Below are 19815 nucleotides of genomic sequence, written 5' to 3'. Positions count from 1 at the left end.
ATGAGGTCGTTAGCTGATTTCGAATTTAATAAAGCGCCATTGTGTGATGGGATGATCCTGGCGTCGGAGTCTATCCGTCTGGATTTTCCAACACAAACTGTCTATGACGAACTGGAACGTCTGGTCAGTCTGGCGCAAGAAGAAATTAGCCAGCTCCTGTCTCAGGATGAGCAACTGGAAAAACTGCTGGCAATTTTTTACGGCGAGTGGGGGTTTACGGATACCCGCGGCGTCTATCGTCTTTCTGATGCACTCTGGCTTGACCAGGTACTGAAAAATCGCCAGGGCAGCGCCGTGTCGCTGGGTGCGATCTTATTATGGATTGCCAACCGACTGGAACTGCCGCTGGTACCAGTGATTTTCCCGACACAACTCATCCTGCGTATTGAATCGCTCGATGGCGAAATGTGGCTAATCAATCCGTTCAATGGCGAAACGTTAAATGAGCACACGCTGGAAGTGTGGCTGAAGGGGAATATCAGCCCGGTCGCGGAACTGTTTAACGAAGACCTGGATGAGGCGGATAATGCAGAAGTAATCCGCAAGCTGCTCGACACGCTGAAATCATCGCTGATGGAAGAGCGGCAAATGGAGCTGGCGCTGCGTGCCAGCGAAGCACTATTACAGTTTAATCCTGAAGATCCGTATGAAATACGCGATCGTGGATTAATATACGCGCAGCTGGAGTGTGAACATGTTGCGCTGACAGATTTAAGTTATTTCGTTGAGCAGTGTCCGGAAGACCCGATCAGCGAAATGATTCGTGCGCAGATTAATACTATTTCGCACAAGCAAATTGTATTGCATTGATTAATGACACTTTACCTACCGTTTAAGGCGATCCTATGAAACAAAAAGTGGTTAGCATTGGCGACATCAACGTGGCAAATGACCTGCCGTTCGTGCTGTTTGGCGGAATGAACGTGCTGGAATCCCGCGATCTGGCGATGCGCATTTGTGAGCACTACGTAACCGTTACTCAAAAGCTGGGTATCCCTTACGTGTTCAAAGCCTCCTTTGATAAAGCCAACCGTTCTTCCATCCACTCTTACCGTGGGCCGGGCCTTGAAGAAGGGATGAAAATCTTCCAGGAACTGAAGCAGACTTTTGGCGTAAAAGTGATCACCGACGTTCACGAAGCCAGCCAGGCTCAGCCTGTTGCTGACGTGGTGGATGTGATTCAGCTGCCGGCCTTCCTCGCTCGTCAGACCGATCTGGTGGAGGCGATGGCGAAAACCGGTGCCGTTATCAACGTGAAAAAACCGCAATTCGTAAGCCCGGGCCAGATGGGCAATATCGTGGATAAATTCCATGAAGGCGGTAACGATAAGGTTATTCTGTGCGACCGTGGCGCGAACTTTGGTTACGACAACCTGGTTGTGGACATGCTGGGCTTCAGCGTGATGAAGAAAGTCTCCGGCAACTCACCGGTGATTTTTGACGTTACCCATGCTCTGCAATGCCGTGACCCGTTTGGCGCAGCAAGCGGCGGTCGTCGTGCGCAGGTTACCGAACTGGCACGCGCCGGTATGGCGGTAGGTCTGGCAGGTCTGTTTATTGAAGCGCATCCGGATCCAGCCAATGCGAAATGCGATGGCCCATCCGCGCTGCCGCTGGCGAAACTGGAACAATTCCTGACCCAGATTAAAGCAATTGATGACCTGGTGAAAAGCTTCGACGAGCTGGATACCGAGAACTAAGAAAGTGTTGCAGTCCGGAGAGATATCTCTTCGGACTGCTTTTTGAAAAGGTGTTAAGGGTGGCCGTCAGGCGCCAAACGCACCGTCAATTGTATGCATTGCCCCCGTCACAAACCCAGCCTCAGGGCCTGCAAGCCAGGCAACCATTCCCGCAACTTCTTCTGGTCGACCATGTCGTTTTAGCGCCATAAAACTGTGCATCACCTCTTTCAGTGGGCCATCTTCCGGGTTGGCATCGGTATCAATAGGACCTGGTTGAACCACGTTTACCGTAATACCGCGCGGGCCAAAATCACGTGCCAGCCCCCGGGCCAGCCCTTGCAGCGCTGATTTACTCACTGCGTAAGAAGCCAGGCCGGCAAGAGGCATTCGGTCGCCATTCACAGAACCAATAATGATAATGCGTCCGCCGTCAGGCATCTGCCGTGCCGCTTCCACGGCCGCATAGTATGGGGAGTGAATGTTAATCCGGAACAGGCGCTCAACGTCATCAGGATCCTGCTCCAGCGCATCACCAAACAGAATAATGCCTGCATTAACTACCAGCACGTCCAGTGGGCCGCTTTCGCGTACACGGTTAATGACGGCGTTGCGATCGGCGCTATCGGTTTGCGCAGCCTGGGTACCCGTCTCATCAGCAAGCGCTTTGGCAGCGTCAGGGGATCCTGAATAGGTAAAGGTAACCGATGCGCCATCCGCGGCAAAACGGCGCACGATAGCTGCGCCAATCCCACGACTGCCGCCAAGAACCAGAACTGACTTGCCGTTAAATGAGGGCATAAGATACTCCTTGAACAATTATGTAGTGATCGATATATAATGGGTGCATAGTTTTCTGTCAATGGATTTGTAATGAGCACTACAAAATGTACTCGCGCACCAGGTCGACCACGTAATTTTGATCCAGAAATGGCGGTTGCCAAAGTACAGCCCTTGTTTCACGCACATGGATATGATGCCGTTAGCGTGGCGGATGTCACCGCGGCGTTGTCGATCAAGCCCCCCAGTTTCTATGCTGCTTTTGGGAACAAAATCGGTCTTTATAAACGTGTTCTTGATCGCTACGTACAGACCGAGGCGATCCCTTTTGATGACATTCTGCGCCCCGATAAACCCGTTTCTGCATGTCTTACCGATCTGCTTGAAGAGGCGGCGCGACGTTATGCCGCAGATCCGCATGCGCCGGGATGTTTGGTCCTGGAGGGCACGCACAGTAACGATCCGCAGGCGCGGAAGGTCGCGCGGAACTTCTACTCGGCTGCCGAACATAAAATTCACGACTTTATCGCACAGCGCTACCCCCAAGAGGCTGACAGCCTGACTGATTACGTCAGTACCACAATGCTTGGCCTGTCGGGAAAAGCGCGATGCGGGCATACGTTCGAACGTCTGCTAGCCAGCGCACGAATCGCCAGCGTAGCGGTGCTGCATCAGCTTTCCTGATGATCATCACATGAAAAGGTGGATAAATATGATGGGGAAAATGGGAACTTAACCAGGATATTATGGCTATTCCGGCAGACAAATTGCACCAAACGGAGTCGTTATTAACGTTTGTCGATGGTCAACAGGTTTATCCGGAGCAGTGAGCGGTAAAAGAAAACGGCCCTGAGAAGGGCCGTAGGTTCTACCAGAAAGATTAATCAGGCAAATATCGTCATCAGATAGGCGATAAACAGCGCCAGATGCGCCGCACCGTTAAGCACGTTGGTGCGCCCGGTGGAGAAAGAGATGTGGCACAGTACCAGTGATGAAACCATCACAATCATCTCTGGCGCGCCCAGCGCAAAGACCAAATCATTCCCGGTTGCCCATGCGATCAGGGTCACTACCGGAACGGTCAGTGAAATGGTGGCTAACACCGAACCGAAGAATAAATTCATCGCCCGCTGTACCTGATTACTCAGAACCGCTTTCAGCGCGCCGAGGCCTTCAGGAGAGAGGATCAGCAATGCGACCAGGAAACCGGTAAATGCCACTGGGGCATTCAGTTCAGTCAGCAATGTTTCCAGCGGGCTGGCGTTCATTTTGGTAACGGCAATAACAGCGATCAGATGAATGATAAGCCAGGCGGCATGCCACAAATTGCTGTGGGCTGACGGTTTACCGTGATGCGGGTCGTCGTCGTCACCCTCGTCTTCATGCTCATAAATGAACAGGCTCTGATGCGTTTTAGTTTGAATTAGCAAAAATACGCCGTACATCGCCGCAGAAATCAATGCCACTAACAGCGCCTGCGCGGTGGTGAAATTTGCTCCCGGTAAAGCCATCGGGAACACCAGTACAATAATGGCCAGTGGGAACAGGGCGATTAAATACTGTTTAATACCAAACAGATTCATATACTGAGTAGCAAATTTACGGCCACCTAACAGTAATGAAAAACCGACCAGACCACCGGTTACGATCATAATGATTGAATAGAGCGTGTCGCGCATGAGCGTAGGCGCGGCATCGCCGGTCGCCATTAATGCGGAGATTAAGCTAACTTCAAGTATAACAACGGACAAGCTGAGGATCAGCGACCCGTAGGGTTCGCCAAGTCGATGCGCTAATACGTCCGCATGACGGACAACGCTGAATGCGCTGCTTAATATACCAATAAGGGCCAGCGCATTAATGCCGATGACCACTGGTAGTGACTGACTGCTCCCCCAAAAGAACAGTACTACCAGCGCTAAAATCGGGAAGACGAGAGAGGTCTCCTTGTGGCGGGTTTTGACCGCCTCTTGTACTTGTGTCATTGAATTGATTTCTCCATCTCTGCAGGTATTTATAATTATAAAAAGTATTAAAGAATGTAAAAAATAACAGAAAACCTGGTTTTGTAGGTGACATTTTACGAAATTTTACTACATCACTTATTTTTCCTCTCAAAGCGGTCAAAAACAAATTTCTTGTTTATAGACTGTTTAATTAACAGAAGGTTAGATGAAGAAGGTTTCTAAAAATGTCTATTGTTGGCGCATCGCCGCATTGTTAACCACACTTAAGGTTTAGCCTAAAAAGGGGAGTTTACAATGCCGTATAAATCCAAAAGCGATCTGCCTGACAGCGTGCAGCATGTTCTGCCAGCCCATGCTCAGGATATTTACAAAGAAGCTTTCAACAGCGCCTGGGAGCAGTATAAAGATAAGTCCGATCGCCGTGACGATGCCACACGTGAAGAGACGGCACACAAAGTGGCGTGGGCTGCGGTCAAAAATGATTATCAAAAAGGTGATGATGATAAATGGCATAAGAAGGCGTAACAATATCAATTATAATGCCTTTATAAACTAGCCGGCATCAGGCGTTAGCGAATCGTGCTACGCCGCGCCGTTGCTGCCTTGCAAGCGAGCGGTGAATTGCCTATTGTCCAGCTATTGGTTTCAAAATGAGCAGTAAAAAAGCCCGGAAGGCGTCAAAAAAGTTGTCGCAGGGAAGCAGCAGTGGCGGAGGTGTAAGGTGTTAACGCGTGATTTTTTATTGAATGCTGACTGTAAGACGGCATTTGGTGCTATTGAAGAATCACTACTCTGGTCAGCGGAACAACGTGCAGCCTCACTGGCAGCCACGCTCGCTTGCCGACCAGATGATGGACCGGTGTGGATCTTCGGTTATGGATCGTTGATGTGGAACCCGGCCTTAGAGTTTGAAGAGTCCTGTACCGGGACGTTAGTCGGCTGGCACCGTGCCTTTTGTCTGCGCCTGACGGCGGGGCGAGGAACGGCGTGTCAGCCAGGACGTATGCTGGCCCTGAAAGAGGGCGGACGCACCACCGGTGTGGCCTACCGCTTGCCAGACGCGTCCCTGGAACAAGAGCTTTCTCTGCTGTGGAAGCGAGAAATGATTACCGGCTGTTATCTGCCGACCTGGTGTCAGTTGGCGCTTGATGATGGTCGGATGGTGAACGCACTGGTCTTTATTATGGATCCGCGTCATCCGCTGTTTGAATCAGACACGCGCGCGCAGGTGATTGCGCCGCTTATCGCCGCAGCGAGCGGACCTTTAGGCACCAACGCCCAGTATCTGTTCTCACTGGAGCAAGAGCTGGTCAAGTTGGGGATGCAGGATGATTGTCTTAACGATCTGGTGATCACGGTCAAACGATTGTTAGGAGAGAACCTGCCGGAAGGTGTTATGCGCCCAGGGTTTGCCTGAATCTAGCCTGGAACTGAATGCCCGAAAGCCAGGCTCTTTTCGGGCATTTAACACTTAGGCTGCAATATAACTTATCGAATGCTCCAGCGACTGGCTGTGGCTGTCGATCAGCACATTCCAGATGCCGGTATACGGTACGGTCAACCATGCGTTATCACGATCCTGCACGCTTAAGATGTCGGACTGCGTGTCTTTGACGTGATTTTTCTCGCTCATCAGATGGATGTGACAGCGCTCGGAACAGCGCACAACCACCGTATCGCCACCAAATAACTTTAAACTCGCCTTCACTAATGCCATTTTTCACCCCGTTCTTGAAAACAACGTACTTTCTGTCGAAAGTGCTGCGTGATGTTGTTCACATTTCACTCATTGCATAACACCAAAGGGGGAGCAACAGGATGCTGATTTTGATCAAAAAATGGCATAACGATTAAACAAAAGTGACAAAATTCCTCAAAAGGATTGAAAGGGCGTGCTAACGTTCAACGAAACCGCGCCCATCTACGATTAAATCCGGAAATTATCGACACTTTCAGTGTGCTTGCCTGAAAGCGGTGTATCAGAAGGTCAGCACTTTATCTGCAGCCAGCGTCCATTGAGCCAGTTCTACCAGCGTGCCGACGGCTACTCCGTCAATTAACGGCAGTTCGGTTATGCCACGGCCATCGGTGCAGGTTTTGCACAGTTTGACTGGCACATTTTGCGCCGTCAGGATCTCCAGCATTTGCTGAATATTATATCCTTCCGCAGGTTTTTGACCGCGTAACCCCGCCGTTACCGCGTCCGACATTAAAAACAGACGCAGGTCGAGATCCGCTTCTTGTTCGCGTAGTGCAATGGCCAGACGCAGGCTGTTAAATAACGATTCGCTTCCATAGGCTGCACCGTTCGCGACGATCACTATCTTTTGCATTTTTACTCCTGTTATCAGATGGAAGGGATAATGCCTGGTGTGTATGTTACTCCCTGTTGGCTTAAGTAGAAAAGAAAGCATGATTGCAGAAGTGGGTACCTCTTATTATCCGGGTCGGAAAATCCCGAAAACGGGGATAAAGGCTGTAATTAACAGCCGAAGACGTTATGGTTTAACTTAGGTATGCCTAATTAATTGATGTAAGAAACAACTGACGATTTGAGCCGTAATATTTATTTTTCTCTCGCTGTATTCTCACTCTTGCCGCTGGCAGGCGGTATTGCCAGCGCGCAGCCGTCTTTTGTGTACCAGGCTGAAAACCCTTTTGATAACAATAGTGATGGCTTGCCCGATCTCGGCATGGCGCCGGAGTCGCGGGCAGGCGAAAAGCACTTTGCCGAAATGGTCAAAGCCTTTGGTGAAGCCAGCATGACCGATAACGGGCTTGATACGGGTGAACAGGCGAAGCAGTTCGCATTTGGTCAGGTGCGTGACACGGTCAGCGAACAGGTGAATCAGCAACTGGAATCCTGGCTCTCTCCCTGGGGAAACGCCAGCGTTGGATTGCAGGTGGATAACGAAGGCAGCTTTACTGGAAGTCGGGGAAGCTGGTTTATCCCGTGGCAGGACAATCAACGATATTTAACCTGGAGCCAATTAGGGGTAACGCAACAGGACGAAGGTTTAGTCAGCAATGCGGGGATGGGGCAGCGCTGGGTACGCGACGGCTGGTTTCTGGGTTACAACACCTTTTATGACAACCTGTTGGATGAAAATCTGCCCCGGGGAGGCCTCGGCGCCGAGGCGTGGGGCGAATACTTGCGCTTATCCGCTAACTATTACCAACCGTTGTCCTCCTGGCAGGAGCGTTCCGCAACCCAGGAACAACGGATGGCCCGCGGTTACGACCTGACTGCGCAAATGCGTATGCCGTTCTATCAACACCTCAATACCAGCGTCAGCGTGGAACAATATTTTGGCGACCGGGTGGATCTGTTTCATTCCGGAACCGGGTACCACAATCCTGTGGCGGTGAATCTGGGATTGAGCTATACGCCGGTGCCGTTGATTACCGTGACGGCACAACATAAGCAGGGCGAAAGTGGAGTCAGCCAGAATAACCTCGGCTTAACGCTGAATTACCGATTTGGCGTACCGCTAAAAAAACAGCTGATGGTCAGCGAGGTGGCAAACAGCCGATCGCTGCGCGGCAGTCGTTATGACGATCCGCAGCGTAACAATCTGCCGACGCTGGAATATCGCCAGCGTAAAACGCTGACGGTATTTTTGGCCACGCCGCCCTGGGATCTCAAGCCTGGTGAGACGGTGGCGCTGAAGCTGCAGGTGCGTAGTTTGCATGGGATCCGCCATTTGACCTGGCAGGGTGATACTCAGGCGTTGAGCTTAACGGCTGGCAGCAATGCGCGAAGCACGCAGGGATGGACGATTATTATGCCGAAGTGGAACAACAGCGAAGGCGCGACAAACCGCTGGCGACTGTCAGTGGTGGTAGAAGATGAGCAGGGTCAGCGTGTCTCTTCCAATGAGATCACGCTATCACTGACCGAACCGTTTATTACCGTTTCGGAAAATGATCCTCGTTAGCACTGAAACATCAACGTGTTATCAGAAAATGCGTTCCTGATGTACCCATACCGCGGCTTCAACGCGTGATTTGAGCTTCATTTTCTTCAACATATGCTTCACATGGACTTTTACCGTACTTTCAGTGATGTCCAGACGACGGGCGATCATCTTGTTCGGCAGACCCTGGGCAATGAGCTTGAGAATGTCGCGTTCACGCGGTGTCAGTTGGGTGACATCACGGTCCGACGTTGCACGATTAGCACGCAGGCTGGCGGCCAGAACCGGCGTTAAGGCTTCACTCAGCACCATTTCACCGGCCGCTGACTGCTGTAAGGCTTTGAGTAAATCTTCCGGCTCCATATCTTTCAGCAGATAACCGTCAGCGCCGCGTTTCAGTGCGGTAACTACGTCTTCTTCATGATTGGACACGCTAAACACAACGATACGGCCCGACAGTGATTTTTCACGCAGCTTATCGAGGGTTTCCAGACCATTCATGCCGGGCATATTGAGATCAAGCAGGATCAGATCGGGATCAAGGGATTCAGCCAGCTCGATACCCTGCTCGCCATTGCTGGCTTCGCCGACAACGGTAATATCGGGCGCCATGCTGACAAGCTGTTTTACACCGGTTCGCAGCATCGGATGATCGTCGATCAGCAGGATGGTTGCCGGTTCCAGATTACTCATGGGTATCTCCTTGGACTTCTGTGAAGTTTGTTTCGGGAATAAAAGTGACAGCAACTTCAGTACCGCCCGTCTCGCGATGGCGTACGCGGCAATCGCCGCGCAAGCTCTGCGCACGGTCGCGCATTATAATCATGCCGTAGTGGTTACTGCGTTCGGCGTTTTCCGGTACGCCGCAGCCGTTATCTTGCACTGTTAGTTTGACCTGCTTGCCATTTTGCACCACCGTCACGACAACTTCATTGGCCTGAGAGTGTTTAAGTGCATTGCTCAGGGCTTCGCGCGCAATTTGTAGCAGGTGAATCGCCTGATGCGAAGGGACCAGGCGTGGCGGTAGCTGATAATCCAGCTTAACCGTAAATCCAAAACGGGCGCTGTACTCCTGACAGCTGGCTTCCAGCGCCGGTCGTAATCCAGGTTCCGTGAGCTGTAAACGGAAGGTAGTTAACAGTTCACGCAGTTGCGCCCATGAAGCATTTAGCTCGTTACGAATCTGGCTGAGCAACTCGCGACAGTTATCTGAAAGCGCATCGCCCTGCATCTGCAAACAACTAACCTGCATCTTCATACAAGAGAGCGATTGTGCAATAGAATCATGAAGTTCGCGTGCAATGGTGGCACGCTCTTCCATCACGATCAACTGCTGCTGACGCTCCTGATGTCTGTCGAGTGCGAGCGTTGCGGTTAGTTGCTCAACCAGGGTATCAACCAGCTGCTGCTGATCGTGGCTGAGATGGCGTCCGTTAGGCAAGGTGGCGAGCAGAATACCATACTGGGTATGCGCATCGGTCAGCCGCCATTTCAATGTGATCCCGCCGTCAATCGCGGGCAGCGTTCCGCGAGGACACAGATGACAACCTTTCTCATCGCAGCTGGCATTTGACTGACAGGTAAATTCCTGATGATTGTCTTCATCTTCCAGGTCGTAAACCCGGAGTTCAATGTCATGCAGCAAGGTCAAATTTTGCAGGCCATTCAGTACCGGAGAGAGGCGTTCGCACAACGGTACCTGAGAGTGCAGGCGGCGGTTGGCTTGCCAGAGGAAAGAAAGGATCTGATTTTTGTGCTCCAAACCTGCCGTTTTCTCTTTCACCCGCTGTTCCAGCACGGCATAACTTTCAGCCAGTTCTTCCGACATATTATTCAGCGCTGAACCCAGAGCAGCCATCTCATTACGCCCGCTGATACGTGCGCGTTGGGTAAAATCACGCTGGCTGACGGCTCGCGCCATCGCCAGCAGCTGTTTCCACGGCTCTAACAGGCGCACGCGCAGCCAGATAATGGTGAAAACCAGCAGCAATGCCATAAATACGGCCATCAGGCGATGTAGCAGGACGACGCGTTCAATGCGTAATTCGGTGGTATGGTCAAAGGCGGTAACCAGCTTATCCAGACCGCCTACAAAGCGCGTCACATCCTGCGCTACCGCATCAGGCGTTTGCGCATGCGCAAGTCCCGGCGCCAGTTCAGTGTGCCAGTAATCCTGTAGCGCTTTTAACTGCGCCTGTTGTCCGTCTCGCTTTGCGGCACGCGTCAATTCCGGGCTAAACGCCGTTTGCTCCATTTCATCCAGCAGCGGTTGATCGCTCGCGTCAAGCGGCACGGCTGCCAGTAGGCGATAGCTTTGCATGCGCAGCGATCCCGCTTTGTTGATTGCATGGGCGCTACCCTGAACGCCCTGAACCAACCAGCCAGAGACAGCCATACCCGCCACGCCGATGGCTGTGGACAATAAAACAATCAGCGCCACCTGGTTGACCAGCGTAAGCGGGGAGAGACAACGTTTAAACATGGTGACTTGTTCCTTCGGGTTTTCGTCGAACAGAAAACCTTATTGAATGACGATTCTGCTGCAGGCAGTGGCGTTATTCTCGGCGATACACTGGAGTATACCCATACCTCAAACGGGCTACCTCTTAATTGCCAGTGGTGGGAGAGATCCTGGACAAGGGGGAGTAGTGAACGACAGAAGCGTGAAAAACCACATCTTTTTTACCGAAGTTATGTACTCATTAAGGGTAATGATAAATTTTAGGCATGAATAATGACACCTTTTCCTTTGATTTATATCAACTTACCTCCAGCTGTAAACCCTAATGTTGCAGGCATCGAAACAAGTATCAGAGGTGTCTATGAGTCACTCATCTGCCCCGGAAAGGGCATCTGGAGCTGTAATTACCGAATGGCGGCCGGAAGATCCCGCCTTCTGGCAGCAGCGTGGTCAACGAATCGCCAGCCGTAACCTGTGGATTTCCGTCCCTTGCTTGCTGCTGGCGTTTTGCGTGTGGATGTTATTTAGCGCCGTGGCGGTGAACTTACCGAAAGTCGGATTTGATTTCACCACTGAACAGCTGTTCATGCTGACGGCATTACCTTCGGTGTCCGGCGCGCTGCTGCGTGTTCCGTACTCCTTTATGGTTCCCCTGTTTGGTGGGCGTCGCTGGACGGCATTTAGCACCGGTATCCTGATCATTCCTTGCGTATGGTTAGGGTTTGCGGTGCAGGATACGTCCACGCCGTTTAGTACCTTTATTATTATCTCCCTGTTGTGCGGCTTCGCTGGTGCGAACTTTGCGTCCAGCATGGCAAACATCAGTTTCTTCTTTCCAAAACAGAAACAGGGCGGTGCGCTGGGTCTGAACGGTGGCCTGGGCAACATGGGCGTCAGCGTGATGCAGTTGGTTGCGCCGCTGGTGGTTTCACTGTCAATCTTTGCCGCATTTGGTAGCCACGGGGTTGAACAACCGGATGGTACGCAGCTGTATCTGGCAAACGCCGCATGGATTTGGGTACCGTTCCTGGCTGTGTTAACGCTGGCTGCATGGTTTGGTATGAATGAACTGGCAACCTCAAAAGCGTCGCTGAAAGAGCAATTGCCGGTGCTGAAACGTGGGCATCTGTGGATTATGAGCCTGCTGTATCTGGCAACCTTCGGTTCATTCATCGGTTTTTCTGCCGGTTTCGCGATGCTGTCAAAAACGCAGTTTCCTGAGGTGCAGATCCTGCATTACGCCTTCTTTGGACCGTTGATTGGCGCACTGGCTCGTTCAGCGGGCGGCGCAATCTCTGACCGTCTGGGCGGGACCCGTGTAACGCTGGTGAACTTCGTGCTGATGGCTATTTTCAGTGCCTTACTGTTCCTGACGCTACCATCAAACGGTGTCGGTGGTAACTTTATCGCTTTCTTTGCAGTGTTCCTGGCATTGTTCCTGACGGCGGGTCTGGGGAGTGGCTCAACCTTCCAGATGATCTCCGTTATCTTCCGCAAGCTGACGATGGACAGAGTGAAAGCTGAAGGCGGTTCAGAAGAGAGAGCAATGCGCGAAGCAGCAACCGACACCGCGGCAGCGTTGGGCTTTATCTCAGCCATTGGTGCGATTGGCGGCTTCTTTATCCCGAAAGCATTTGGTACGTCCCTGGCGTTAACTGGTTCGCCGGTCGATGCGATGAAAGTATTTCTGATCTTCTATGTCGCTTGTGTGGTGATCACCTGGGCGGTATACGGACGTCATTCTAAAAAATAAAAAAGTTGTATACACAAAATCATTCGAACTGCCTCAAGGCGGCAAGTGAGAAATCCCCAGGCGCATACTGAAGTAAGTGACTGGGGAGAACGAACGTAGCCAATGCAGAAGCAGTTTGAAAGATGACGTGTAGGTTGATTATCCATTGCGCGGTGTTAGACCGCGCTTTTTTTTGCCCGTAATTAGTTACAACATACTTTTGTATGGTGACATGACAACAGCCTGTAAGAACGGTGCTCACAATATGCTAAGCAGGGGGGATACCCCTTAATACCCACTTGTAAAGAATTTAACATCTGCATGATAAGTGAATTTAAGAAAATCATTTAAATTCAATAGATTACGTTAAATATCAATATCCCACTTTGGGGGTATGTAAAAACCAGTCCTCATTTTTCATCCTTGCCTGCCTTGATCGTTATCAATTCTCACGCCCTTTCAGAGCGTTACCTTCGCTCTCAATCAAGCAATGTCGATTTATCAGAGAGCCGTCAGGCTCCTACAGGAGAAAACCGATGAGTAAATTCCTGGACCGGTTTCGCTACTTCAAGCAGAAGGGCGAAACCTTTGCCGATGGGCATGGCCAGCTTCTCAATACCAACAGGGACTGGGAGGACGGATACCGCCAGCGTTGGCAGCATGACAAAATCGTGCGTTCAACCCACGGGGTAAACTGCACCGGCTCATGCAGCTGGAAAATCTATGTGAAAAATGGTCTGGTGACCTGGGAAACCCAGCAAACCGATTATCCGCGTACCCGTCCGGACCTGCCAAACCACGAGCCTCGTGGCTGCCCTCGTGGTGCAAGCTATTCCTGGTATCTCTACAGCGCTAACCGTCTGAAATACCCGCTGATGCGCAAACGCCTGATGAAAATGTGGCGTGAAGCGAAAAGACTGCACAGCGATCCGGTAGACGCATGGGCTTCCATCATCGAAGACGCCGATAAAGCAAAAAGCTTCAAACAAGCGCGTGGTCGTGGTGGTTTCGTACGTTCTTCCTGGCAGGAAGTGAACGAGCTGATTGCCGCTTCTAACGTTTACACTGTCAAAACCTATGGTCCTGACCGCGTGGCGGGCTTCTCGCCGATCCCTGCGATGTCGATGGTTTCCTACGCCTCCGGTGCACGCTATCTGTCGCTGATTGGCGGCACCTGCCTGAGCTTCTACGATTGGTACTGTGACCTGCCGCCTGCGTCTCCGCAGACCTGGGGTGAGCAGACTGACGTTCCGGAATCTGCCGACTGGTATAACTCCAGCTACATCATCGCCTGGGGTTCCAACGTTCCGCAGACCCGTACCCCAGATGCGCATTTCTTTACTGAAGTTCGCTACAAAGGGACCAAAACGGTCGCTATCACCCCAGACTACGCCGAAATCGCCAAACTTTGCGATCTGTGGCTGGCTCCGAAGCAGGGCACCGATGCCGCAATGGCGCTGGCAATGGGCCACGTCATGCTGCGTGAGTTCCACCTTGATAACCCGAGCCAATACTTCACCGACTACGTGCGTCGTTACACCGACTTCCCGATGCTGGTGATGCTCGAAGAGCGTGACGGGTATTATGCGGCGGGTCGTATGCTGCGCGCCGCCGATCTGGTTGACTCCCTGGGTCAGGAAAATAATCCAGAGTGGAAAACCGTTGCCATCAATACCGACGGCGATATGGTTGCGCCAAACGGTTCAATTGGTTTCCGCTGGGGTGAAAAAGGTAAATGGAACCTTGAGCAGCGCGACGGCACGTCCGGTAACGAAACCGAACTGCAGCTCAGCCTGTTAGGCAGCCAGGACGACATCGCTGAAGTCGGCTTCCCGTACTTTGGCGGCGAAGGCACCGAGCACTTTAGTAAAGTTGAACTGGAAAATGTTCTGCTGCACAAACTGCCGGTAAAACGCCTGCAGCTGGCAGATGGCTCTACCGCGCTGGTGACTACCGTTTACGATCTGACCATGGCCAACTACGGTCTGGAACGCGGTCTGAACGATGAAAACTGCGCCTCCAGCTACGACGATATCAAAGCGTATACCCCGGCATGGGCAGAAAAAATCACTGGCGTATCACGCTCTCAGATCGTGCGTATTGCCCGTGAGTTTGCCGATAACGCCGATAAAACCCACGGACGTTCGATGATCATCGTCGGCGCGGGTCTGAACCACTGGTATCACCTCGATATGAACTATCGTGGGCTTATCAACATGTTGGTGTTCTGTGGTTGCGTCGGTCAGAGCGGCGGCGGTTGGGCCCACTATGTCGGCCAGGAAAAACTGCGTCCGCAGACCGGTTGGCAGCCGCTGGCGTTTGGCCTTGACTGGCAGCGTCCGGCACGTCACATGAACAGTACGTCCTATTTCTATAACCACTCTAGCCAATGGCGCTATGAGACGGTTACGGCACAGGAACTACTGTCCCCGATGGCGGATAAGTCTCGCTATAGCGGCCATCTGATTGACTTCAACGTTCGCGCTGAACGTATGGGCTGGCTGCCGTCCGCGCCGCAGTTGGGTACTAACCCGCTGTACATTGCGCGTGAGGCAGAAAAAGTCGGTATGACACCGGTGGATTACACCGTTAAATCTCTGAAGGAAGGTTCTATTCGCTTTGCGGCTGAACAACCAGAGAACGGTAAAAACCATCCGCGTAACCTGTTTATCTGGCGTTCTAACCTGCTCGGCTCTTCCGGTAAAGGCCACGAGTACATGCTGAAGTATCTGCTGGGTACTGAACATGGTATTCAGGGGCTGGATCTGGGTAAACAGGGGGGCGTGAAGCCAGAAGAAGTGGAATGGCAGGATAACGGCCTGGACGGCAAACTGGATCTGGTGGTCACGCTGGACTTCCGTCTGTCGAGCACCTGTCTGTACTCTGACATCGTGCTGCCGACCGCCACCTGGTATGAAAAAGACGATATGAATACCTCGGATATGCATCCGTTTATTCATCCGTTGTCTGCCGCCGTTGATCCAGCGTGGGAATCGAAGAGCGACTGGGAAATCTACAAGGCTATCGCCAAGAAATTCTCTGAAGTTTGCGTGGGCCACCTCGGCAAAGAAACCGACGTAGTGACGCTGCCTATCCAGCACGACTCCGCCGCCGAACTGGCGCAGCCGTTGGATGTTAAAGACTGGAAAAAAGGCGAATGCGATCTGATCCCAGGCGTTACCGCGCCGCACATCATGACCGTTGAGCGTGATTACCCGGCAACCTACGAACGCTTCACCTCTATCGGTCCGTTAATGGACAAAATCGGTAACGGCGGGAAAGGGATTGCCTGGAACACCCAGAGCGAAATGGGCCTGCTGCGTAAGCTCAACTACACCAAGGCTGAAGGCCCGGCAAAAGGCCAGCCGATGCTGAATACGGCGATTGATGCCGCTGAAATGATCCTCACCCTGGCACCGGAAACCAACGGTCAGGTGGCGGTGAAAGCCTGGGCGGCGCTGAGTGAATTTACCGGTCGTGACCATACGCATCTGGCGCTGAATAAAGAAGACGAGAAAATCCGCTTCCGCGATATTCAGGCGCAGCCGCGCAAAATTATCTCCAGCCCGACCTGGTCTGGTCTTGAAGATGAACATGTTTCTTACAACGCCGGTTACACCAACGTTCACGAGCTGATCCCATGGCGTACGCTGACTGGTCGCCAGCAGCTGTATCAGGATCATCAGTGGATGCGAGACTTCGGTGAAAGCCTGCTGGTTTACCGTCCGCCAATCGACACCCGTTCGGTGAAAGAGGTGATGGGCGAGAAATCAAATGGTAACCCGGAAAAAGCGCTCAACTTCCTGACGCCACACCAGAAGTGGGGTATCCACTCCACCTACAGCGATAACCTGCTGATGCTGACGTTAGGCCGCGGCGGTCCGATCGTGTGGATGAGCGAAGCGGATGCGAAAGATCTGGGTATCGAGGATAACGACTGGATCGAAGTCTTCAACAGTAACGGTGCGCTGACGGCGCGTGCAGTTGTCAGCCAACGTGTTCCGGCCGGGATGACCATGATGTACCACGCCCAGGAACGTATTGTGAATATTCCGGGGTCGGAGATTACCGAGCAGCGTGGCGGGATCCATAACTCGGTGACCCGTATTACACCGAAACCGACGCACATGATTGGTGGTTATGCCCACCTGGCCTACGGCTTTAACTACTACGGCACCGTAGGTTCGAACCGTGATGAGTTCGTGGTGGTTCGTAAGATGAAGAACATTGACTGGTTGGATGGCGAAGGCAATGACCAGGTACAGGAGAGCGTAAAATGAAAATTCGTTCACAAGTCGGCATGGTGCTGAATCTCGATAAGTGCATCGGTTGCCACACCTGTTCAGTAACCTGTAAAAACGTCTGGACCAGCCGTGAAGGTGCGGAGTATGCCTGGTTTAACAACGTTGAAACCAAACCGGGTACTGGCTTCCCAACTGATTGGGAAAACCAGGAAAAATGGAAGGGCGGTTGGATCCGTAAGATCAACGGTAAGCTGGTGCCGCGCATGGGTAACAAAGCGCTGCTGCTGGGTAAAATCTTTGCTAACCCACATTTGCCAGGCATTGATGACTACTACGAGCCGTTTGACTTCGATTACCAGACGCTGCACAACACCCCGGCAGACAGCAAAGCGCAGCCGATTGCCCGTCCGCGCTCGCTGATCACCGGTCAGCGTATGGATAAAATCACCAAAGGTCCGAACTGGGAAGATGACCTCGGCGGTGAGTTCGAGAAGCTGGCGAAGGACAAAAACTTCGAGAACATGCAGAAGGCGATGTACGGCCAGTTCGAAAACACCTTCATGATGTATTTGCCGCGTCTGTGCGAGCACTGCCTTAACCCGGCGTGCGTGGCGACCTGCCCGAGCGGTGCCATCTACAAGCGTGAAGAAGATGGCATCGTGCTGATCGATCAGGACAAGTGCCGCGGCTGGCGTATGTGCATCACCGGTTGCCCGTATAAAAAAATCTACTTCAACTGGAAGAGCGGTAAGTCAGAGAAGTGCATCTTCTGCTATCCGCGTATCGAAGCCGGTCAGCCGACCGTGTGCTCCGAAACCTGCGTCGGTCGTATCCGTTACCTCGGCGTACTGCTGTATGACGCGGATGCGATTGAAAGCGCGGCAAGCACCGAGCATGAGAAAGATCTGTACCAGCGTCAACTGGACGTGTTCCTCGATCCAAACGATCCGGCTGTTATTGAACAGGCGCTGAAAGATGGTATTCCGCTGAGCGTCATTGATGCCGCACAGCAGTCTCCGGTTTACAAAATGGCGATGGACTGGAAGCTGGCGCTGCCGCTACATCCGGAATACCGCACACTGCCGATGGTCTGGTACGTGCCGCCATTGTCACCGATTCAGTCAGCTGCTGATGCGGGCGAGTTGGGCAGCAACGGTATCCTGCCGGATGTTGACAGCCTGCGTATCCCGGTTCAGTACCTGGCGAACCTGCTGACCGCAGGTGACACCCAGCCGGTGCTGTTGGCGCTGAAACGTATGCTGGCGATGCGCCACTACAAACGTACGGAAACCGTTGACGGCAAAGTTGATACCCGTGCGCTGGAAGAGGTGGGCTTAAGCGAAGCGCAGGCACAGGAAATGTATCGTTACCTGGCGATCGCGAACTACGAAGATCGTTTTGTGGTGCCGAGTAGCCATCGTGAACTGGCGCGTGACGCGTTCCCGGAGAAAAGCGGTTGTGGCTTTACCTTCGGTGACGGTTGCCACGGTTCTGATACTAAATTCAATCTGTTCAACAGCCGCCGCATCGATGCTGTCGATGTGACCAGCAAAACGGAGCCGCACCAATGATTGAACTCGTCATTGTTTCGCGTCTGCTCGAGTACCCGGATGCTGCCTTGTGGCAGCATCAGCAGGAACTTTTCGATGCACTCGCGTCATCTGAGAACCTGGATAAAGAGGATGCCCAGACTCTGGGCGTTTTCCTGCGCGATCTAACCGCGCAGGACATGCTGGATGTGCAGGCCGCCTACAGCGAACTGTTTGACCGTGGCCGTGCCACATCGCTGCTGCTGTTTGAACATGTTCACGGTGAATCCCGCGATCGCGGTCAGGCTATGGTTGACCTGATGGCGCAGTATGAGCAGCACGGTTTGCAGCTCGACAGCCGCGAACTTCCCGATCATCTGCCGCTATATCTGGAATACCTTGCGCAACTGCCGAAAAGCGAAGCGCTAGGTGGTTTGCAGGATATTGCGCCGATTCTGGCACTGCTCAGCGCTCGTTTGCAACAGCGTGAAAGCCGTTATGCGGTGCTGTTCGATCTGCTGTTAAAACTGGCGAATACCGTTATCGACAGCGAAAAAGTGGCTGAAAAAATTGCGGATGAAGCCCGTGACGATACCCCACAAGCGCTGGATGCGGTCTGGGAAGAAGAGCAGGTGAAATTCTTCGCCGATCAGGGGTGTGGCGAGTCGGAAATCTCCGCTCACCAGCGTCGTTTTGCCGGGGCCGTTGCGCCGCAGTATCTGAATATCACCACCGGAGGACAGCAATAATGCACTTCCTGAATACGTTCTTCTTTGACATCTATCCGTACATCGCGGGTTCTGTCTTTCTGATCGGCAGCTGGCTGCGTTATGACTACGGGCAATATACCTGGCGTGCGGCTTCCAGTCAGATGCTGGATCGCAAAGGGATGAACCTGGCGTCAAACCTGTTTCACATCGGGATCCTGGGTATTTTTGCAGGGCACTTCCTTGGCATGTTGACGCCGCACTGGATGTATGAAGCGTGGCTACCGCTTGAAGTGAAACAAAAGATGGCAATGTTTGCGGGTGGTGCCAGTGGCCTGATGTGTCTGATTGGTGGTGTACTGCTGCTGAAACGTCGTCTGTTCAGCCCACGCGTGCGGGCCACCACTACCGGAGCGGATATTCTGATCCTCTCACTGCTGGTGATCCAGTGTGCACTGGGCCTGCTGACCATTCCGTTCTCCGCCCAGCATATGGACGGTAGCGAGATGATGAAGCTGGTGAACTGGGCGCAGACAGTGGTGACGTTCCACGGCGGAGCGTCTCAGTATCTGGATGGCGTCGCATTTATTTTCCGTGTGCACCTTGTGCTGGGTATGACGCTGTTCCTGTTGTTCCCGTTCTCGCGTCTGGTACACATCTGGAGCGTCCCGGTCGAGTATTTGACCCGCAAATACCAGATTGTTCGCGCACGTCACTAAGCCAAGATATAAATGAAAAAAACCAGGACAAAGCTCCTGGTTTTTTTTGCATTTGATTTCGATATCATGCTGCGAATCGT

Annotated in this window: 17 protein-coding genes; 11 read left to right on the top strand and 6 right to left on the bottom strand. The window is 52.5% G+C overall.

Going from position 1 to position 19815, the window contains the following annotated elements:
* On the top strand, nt 1-810 hold the full coding sequence (gene sirB1, locus BZK41_RS05220) for an invasion regulator SirB1 (protein ID WP_079937417.1): 810 nt from the start codon (nt 1-3) through the stop codon (nt 808-810).
* A gap of 35 nt (nt 811-845) precedes the next feature.
* Nucleotides 846-1700 (top strand): 3-deoxy-8-phosphooctulonate synthase, encoded by an 855-nt coding sequence (kdsA, locus tag BZK41_RS05215; RefSeq protein WP_003020772.1) that lies wholly within the window; start codon nt 846-848, stop codon nt 1698-1700.
* Nucleotides 1701-1766: 66 nt separating this feature from the next.
* Here the strand turns inward: kdsA and bdcA are convergent, their stop codons facing one another.
* Nucleotides 1767-2480 carry an SDR family oxidoreductase gene (bdcA, locus tag BZK41_RS05210; RefSeq protein ID WP_079937416.1) on the bottom strand — a complete coding sequence of 238 codons (714 nt, stop codon included), beginning with the start codon at nt 2478-2480 and terminating at the stop codon, nt 1767-1769.
* A 72-nt stretch (nt 2481-2552) separates the two neighbouring features.
* Between bdcA and BZK41_RS05205 the strand changes: the two genes are divergently transcribed.
* Nucleotides 2553-3143 (top strand): TetR/AcrR family transcriptional regulator, encoded by a 591-nt coding sequence (locus BZK41_RS05205; RefSeq protein ID WP_079937415.1) that lies wholly within the window; start codon nt 2553-2555, stop codon nt 3141-3143.
* Between the two features lie 200 nt (nt 3144-3343).
* Here BZK41_RS05205 and chaA read toward each other — a convergent pair whose 3' ends face one another.
* Entirely contained in the window at nt 3344-4444 is a 1101-nt protein-coding gene (gene chaA, locus BZK41_RS05200; RefSeq protein WP_079937414.1) for a sodium-potassium/proton antiporter ChaA, read from the bottom strand.
* Between the two features lie 276 nt (nt 4445-4720).
* Between chaA and chaB the strand changes: the two genes are divergently transcribed.
* Together chaB and BZK41_RS05190 are read left to right on the top strand one after the other, a co-directional pair.
* The gene (chaB, locus tag BZK41_RS05195; RefSeq protein WP_079937413.1) at nt 4721-4951 is read left to right on the top strand and encodes a putative cation transport regulator ChaB; all 231 of its coding nucleotides are present in this window, start codon (nt 4721-4723) and stop codon (nt 4949-4951) included.
* Nucleotides 4952-5147: 196 nt separating this feature from the next.
* Nucleotides 5148-5843 (top strand): gamma-glutamylcyclotransferase, encoded by a 696-nt coding sequence (locus BZK41_RS05190; protein WP_079937412.1) that lies wholly within the window; start codon nt 5148-5150, stop codon nt 5841-5843.
* A 54-nt stretch (nt 5844-5897) separates the two neighbouring features.
* On the opposite strand, the gene BZK41_RS05185 is transcribed toward BZK41_RS05190, so the two are convergent.
* Both BZK41_RS05185 and BZK41_RS05180 read right to left on the bottom strand, forming a co-directional pair.
* The gene (locus tag BZK41_RS05185) at nt 5898-6143 is read right to left on the bottom strand and encodes a DUF1883 domain-containing protein (protein ID WP_003020763.1); all 246 of its coding nucleotides are present in this window, start codon (nt 6141-6143) and stop codon (nt 5898-5900) included.
* A gap of 262 nt (nt 6144-6405) precedes the next feature.
* Entirely contained in the window at nt 6406-6759 is a 354-nt protein-coding gene (locus tag BZK41_RS05180) for a DsrE/DsrF/TusD sulfur relay family protein (RefSeq protein ID WP_047410733.1), read from the bottom strand.
* 219 nt (nt 6760-6978) lie between these two features.
* Between BZK41_RS05180 and BZK41_RS05175 the strand changes: the two genes are divergently transcribed.
* Nucleotides 6979-8364, top strand: a complete 1386-nt coding sequence (locus tag BZK41_RS05175; RefSeq protein ID WP_079937411.1) for a YchO/YchP family invasin — start codon at nt 6979-6981, stop codon at nt 8362-8364.
* Nucleotides 8365-8385: 21 nt separating this feature from the next.
* Here BZK41_RS05175 and narL read toward each other — a convergent pair whose 3' ends face one another.
* Together narL and narX are read right to left on the bottom strand one after the other, a co-directional pair.
* Nucleotides 8386-9036 carry a two-component system response regulator NarL gene (gene narL, locus BZK41_RS05170; protein ID WP_003833392.1) on the bottom strand — a complete coding sequence of 217 codons (651 nt, stop codon included), beginning with the start codon at nt 9034-9036 and terminating at the stop codon, nt 8386-8388.
* Complete coding sequence (narX, locus tag BZK41_RS05165) at nt 9029-10825, bottom strand: nitrate/nitrite two-component system sensor histidine kinase NarX (RefSeq protein ID WP_079937410.1); 1797 nt, start codon at nt 10823-10825, stop codon at nt 9029-9031. The genes narL and narX overlap by 8 nt, the downstream gene beginning before the upstream one ends.
* A gap of 340 nt (nt 10826-11165) precedes the next feature.
* On the opposite strand from narX, the gene BZK41_RS05155 reads away from it, so the two are divergent.
* The 5 genes from BZK41_RS05155 to narI all read left to right on the top strand — a co-directional run bounded on the left by BZK41_RS05155 (nt 11166) and on the right by narI (nt 19735).
* Nucleotides 11166-12557 carry a NarK family nitrate/nitrite MFS transporter gene (locus BZK41_RS05155; RefSeq protein WP_079937409.1) on the top strand — a complete coding sequence of 464 codons (1392 nt, stop codon included), beginning with the start codon at nt 11166-11168 and terminating at the stop codon, nt 12555-12557.
* Between the two features lie 515 nt (nt 12558-13072).
* Nucleotides 13073-16816, top strand: coding sequence for a nitrate reductase subunit alpha (locus tag BZK41_RS05150; protein WP_079937408.1), 3744 nt, complete (start codon nt 13073-13075; stop codon nt 16814-16816).
* Nucleotides 16813-18351 (top strand): nitrate reductase subunit beta, encoded by a 1539-nt coding sequence (gene narH / locus BZK41_RS05145; protein WP_003020747.1) that lies wholly within the window; start codon nt 16813-16815, stop codon nt 18349-18351. The genes BZK41_RS05150 and narH overlap by 4 nt, the downstream gene beginning before the upstream one ends.
* Nucleotides 18348-19058: a nitrate reductase molybdenum cofactor assembly chaperone gene (gene narJ / locus BZK41_RS05140; protein ID WP_079937407.1), complete on the top strand. Its 711-nt coding sequence runs from the start codon at nt 18348-18350 to the stop codon at nt 19056-19058. Before narH ends, narJ begins: the two co-directional genes overlap by 4 nt.
* On the top strand, nt 19058-19735 hold the full coding sequence (narI, locus tag BZK41_RS05135; RefSeq protein WP_079937406.1) for a respiratory nitrate reductase subunit gamma: 678 nt from the start codon (nt 19058-19060) through the stop codon (nt 19733-19735). The genes narJ and narI overlap by 1 nt, the downstream gene beginning before the upstream one ends.
* The last annotated feature ends 80 nt before the right edge of the window (nt 19736-19815 follow it).

The organism is Citrobacter sp. A316 (assembly GCF_002042945.1).
GTDB classification, from domain to species: Bacteria; Pseudomonadota; Gammaproteobacteria; order Enterobacterales; family Enterobacteriaceae; genus Citrobacter; species Citrobacter portucalensis.
This window is presented reverse-complemented; position numbering and strand designations above follow the sequence as displayed.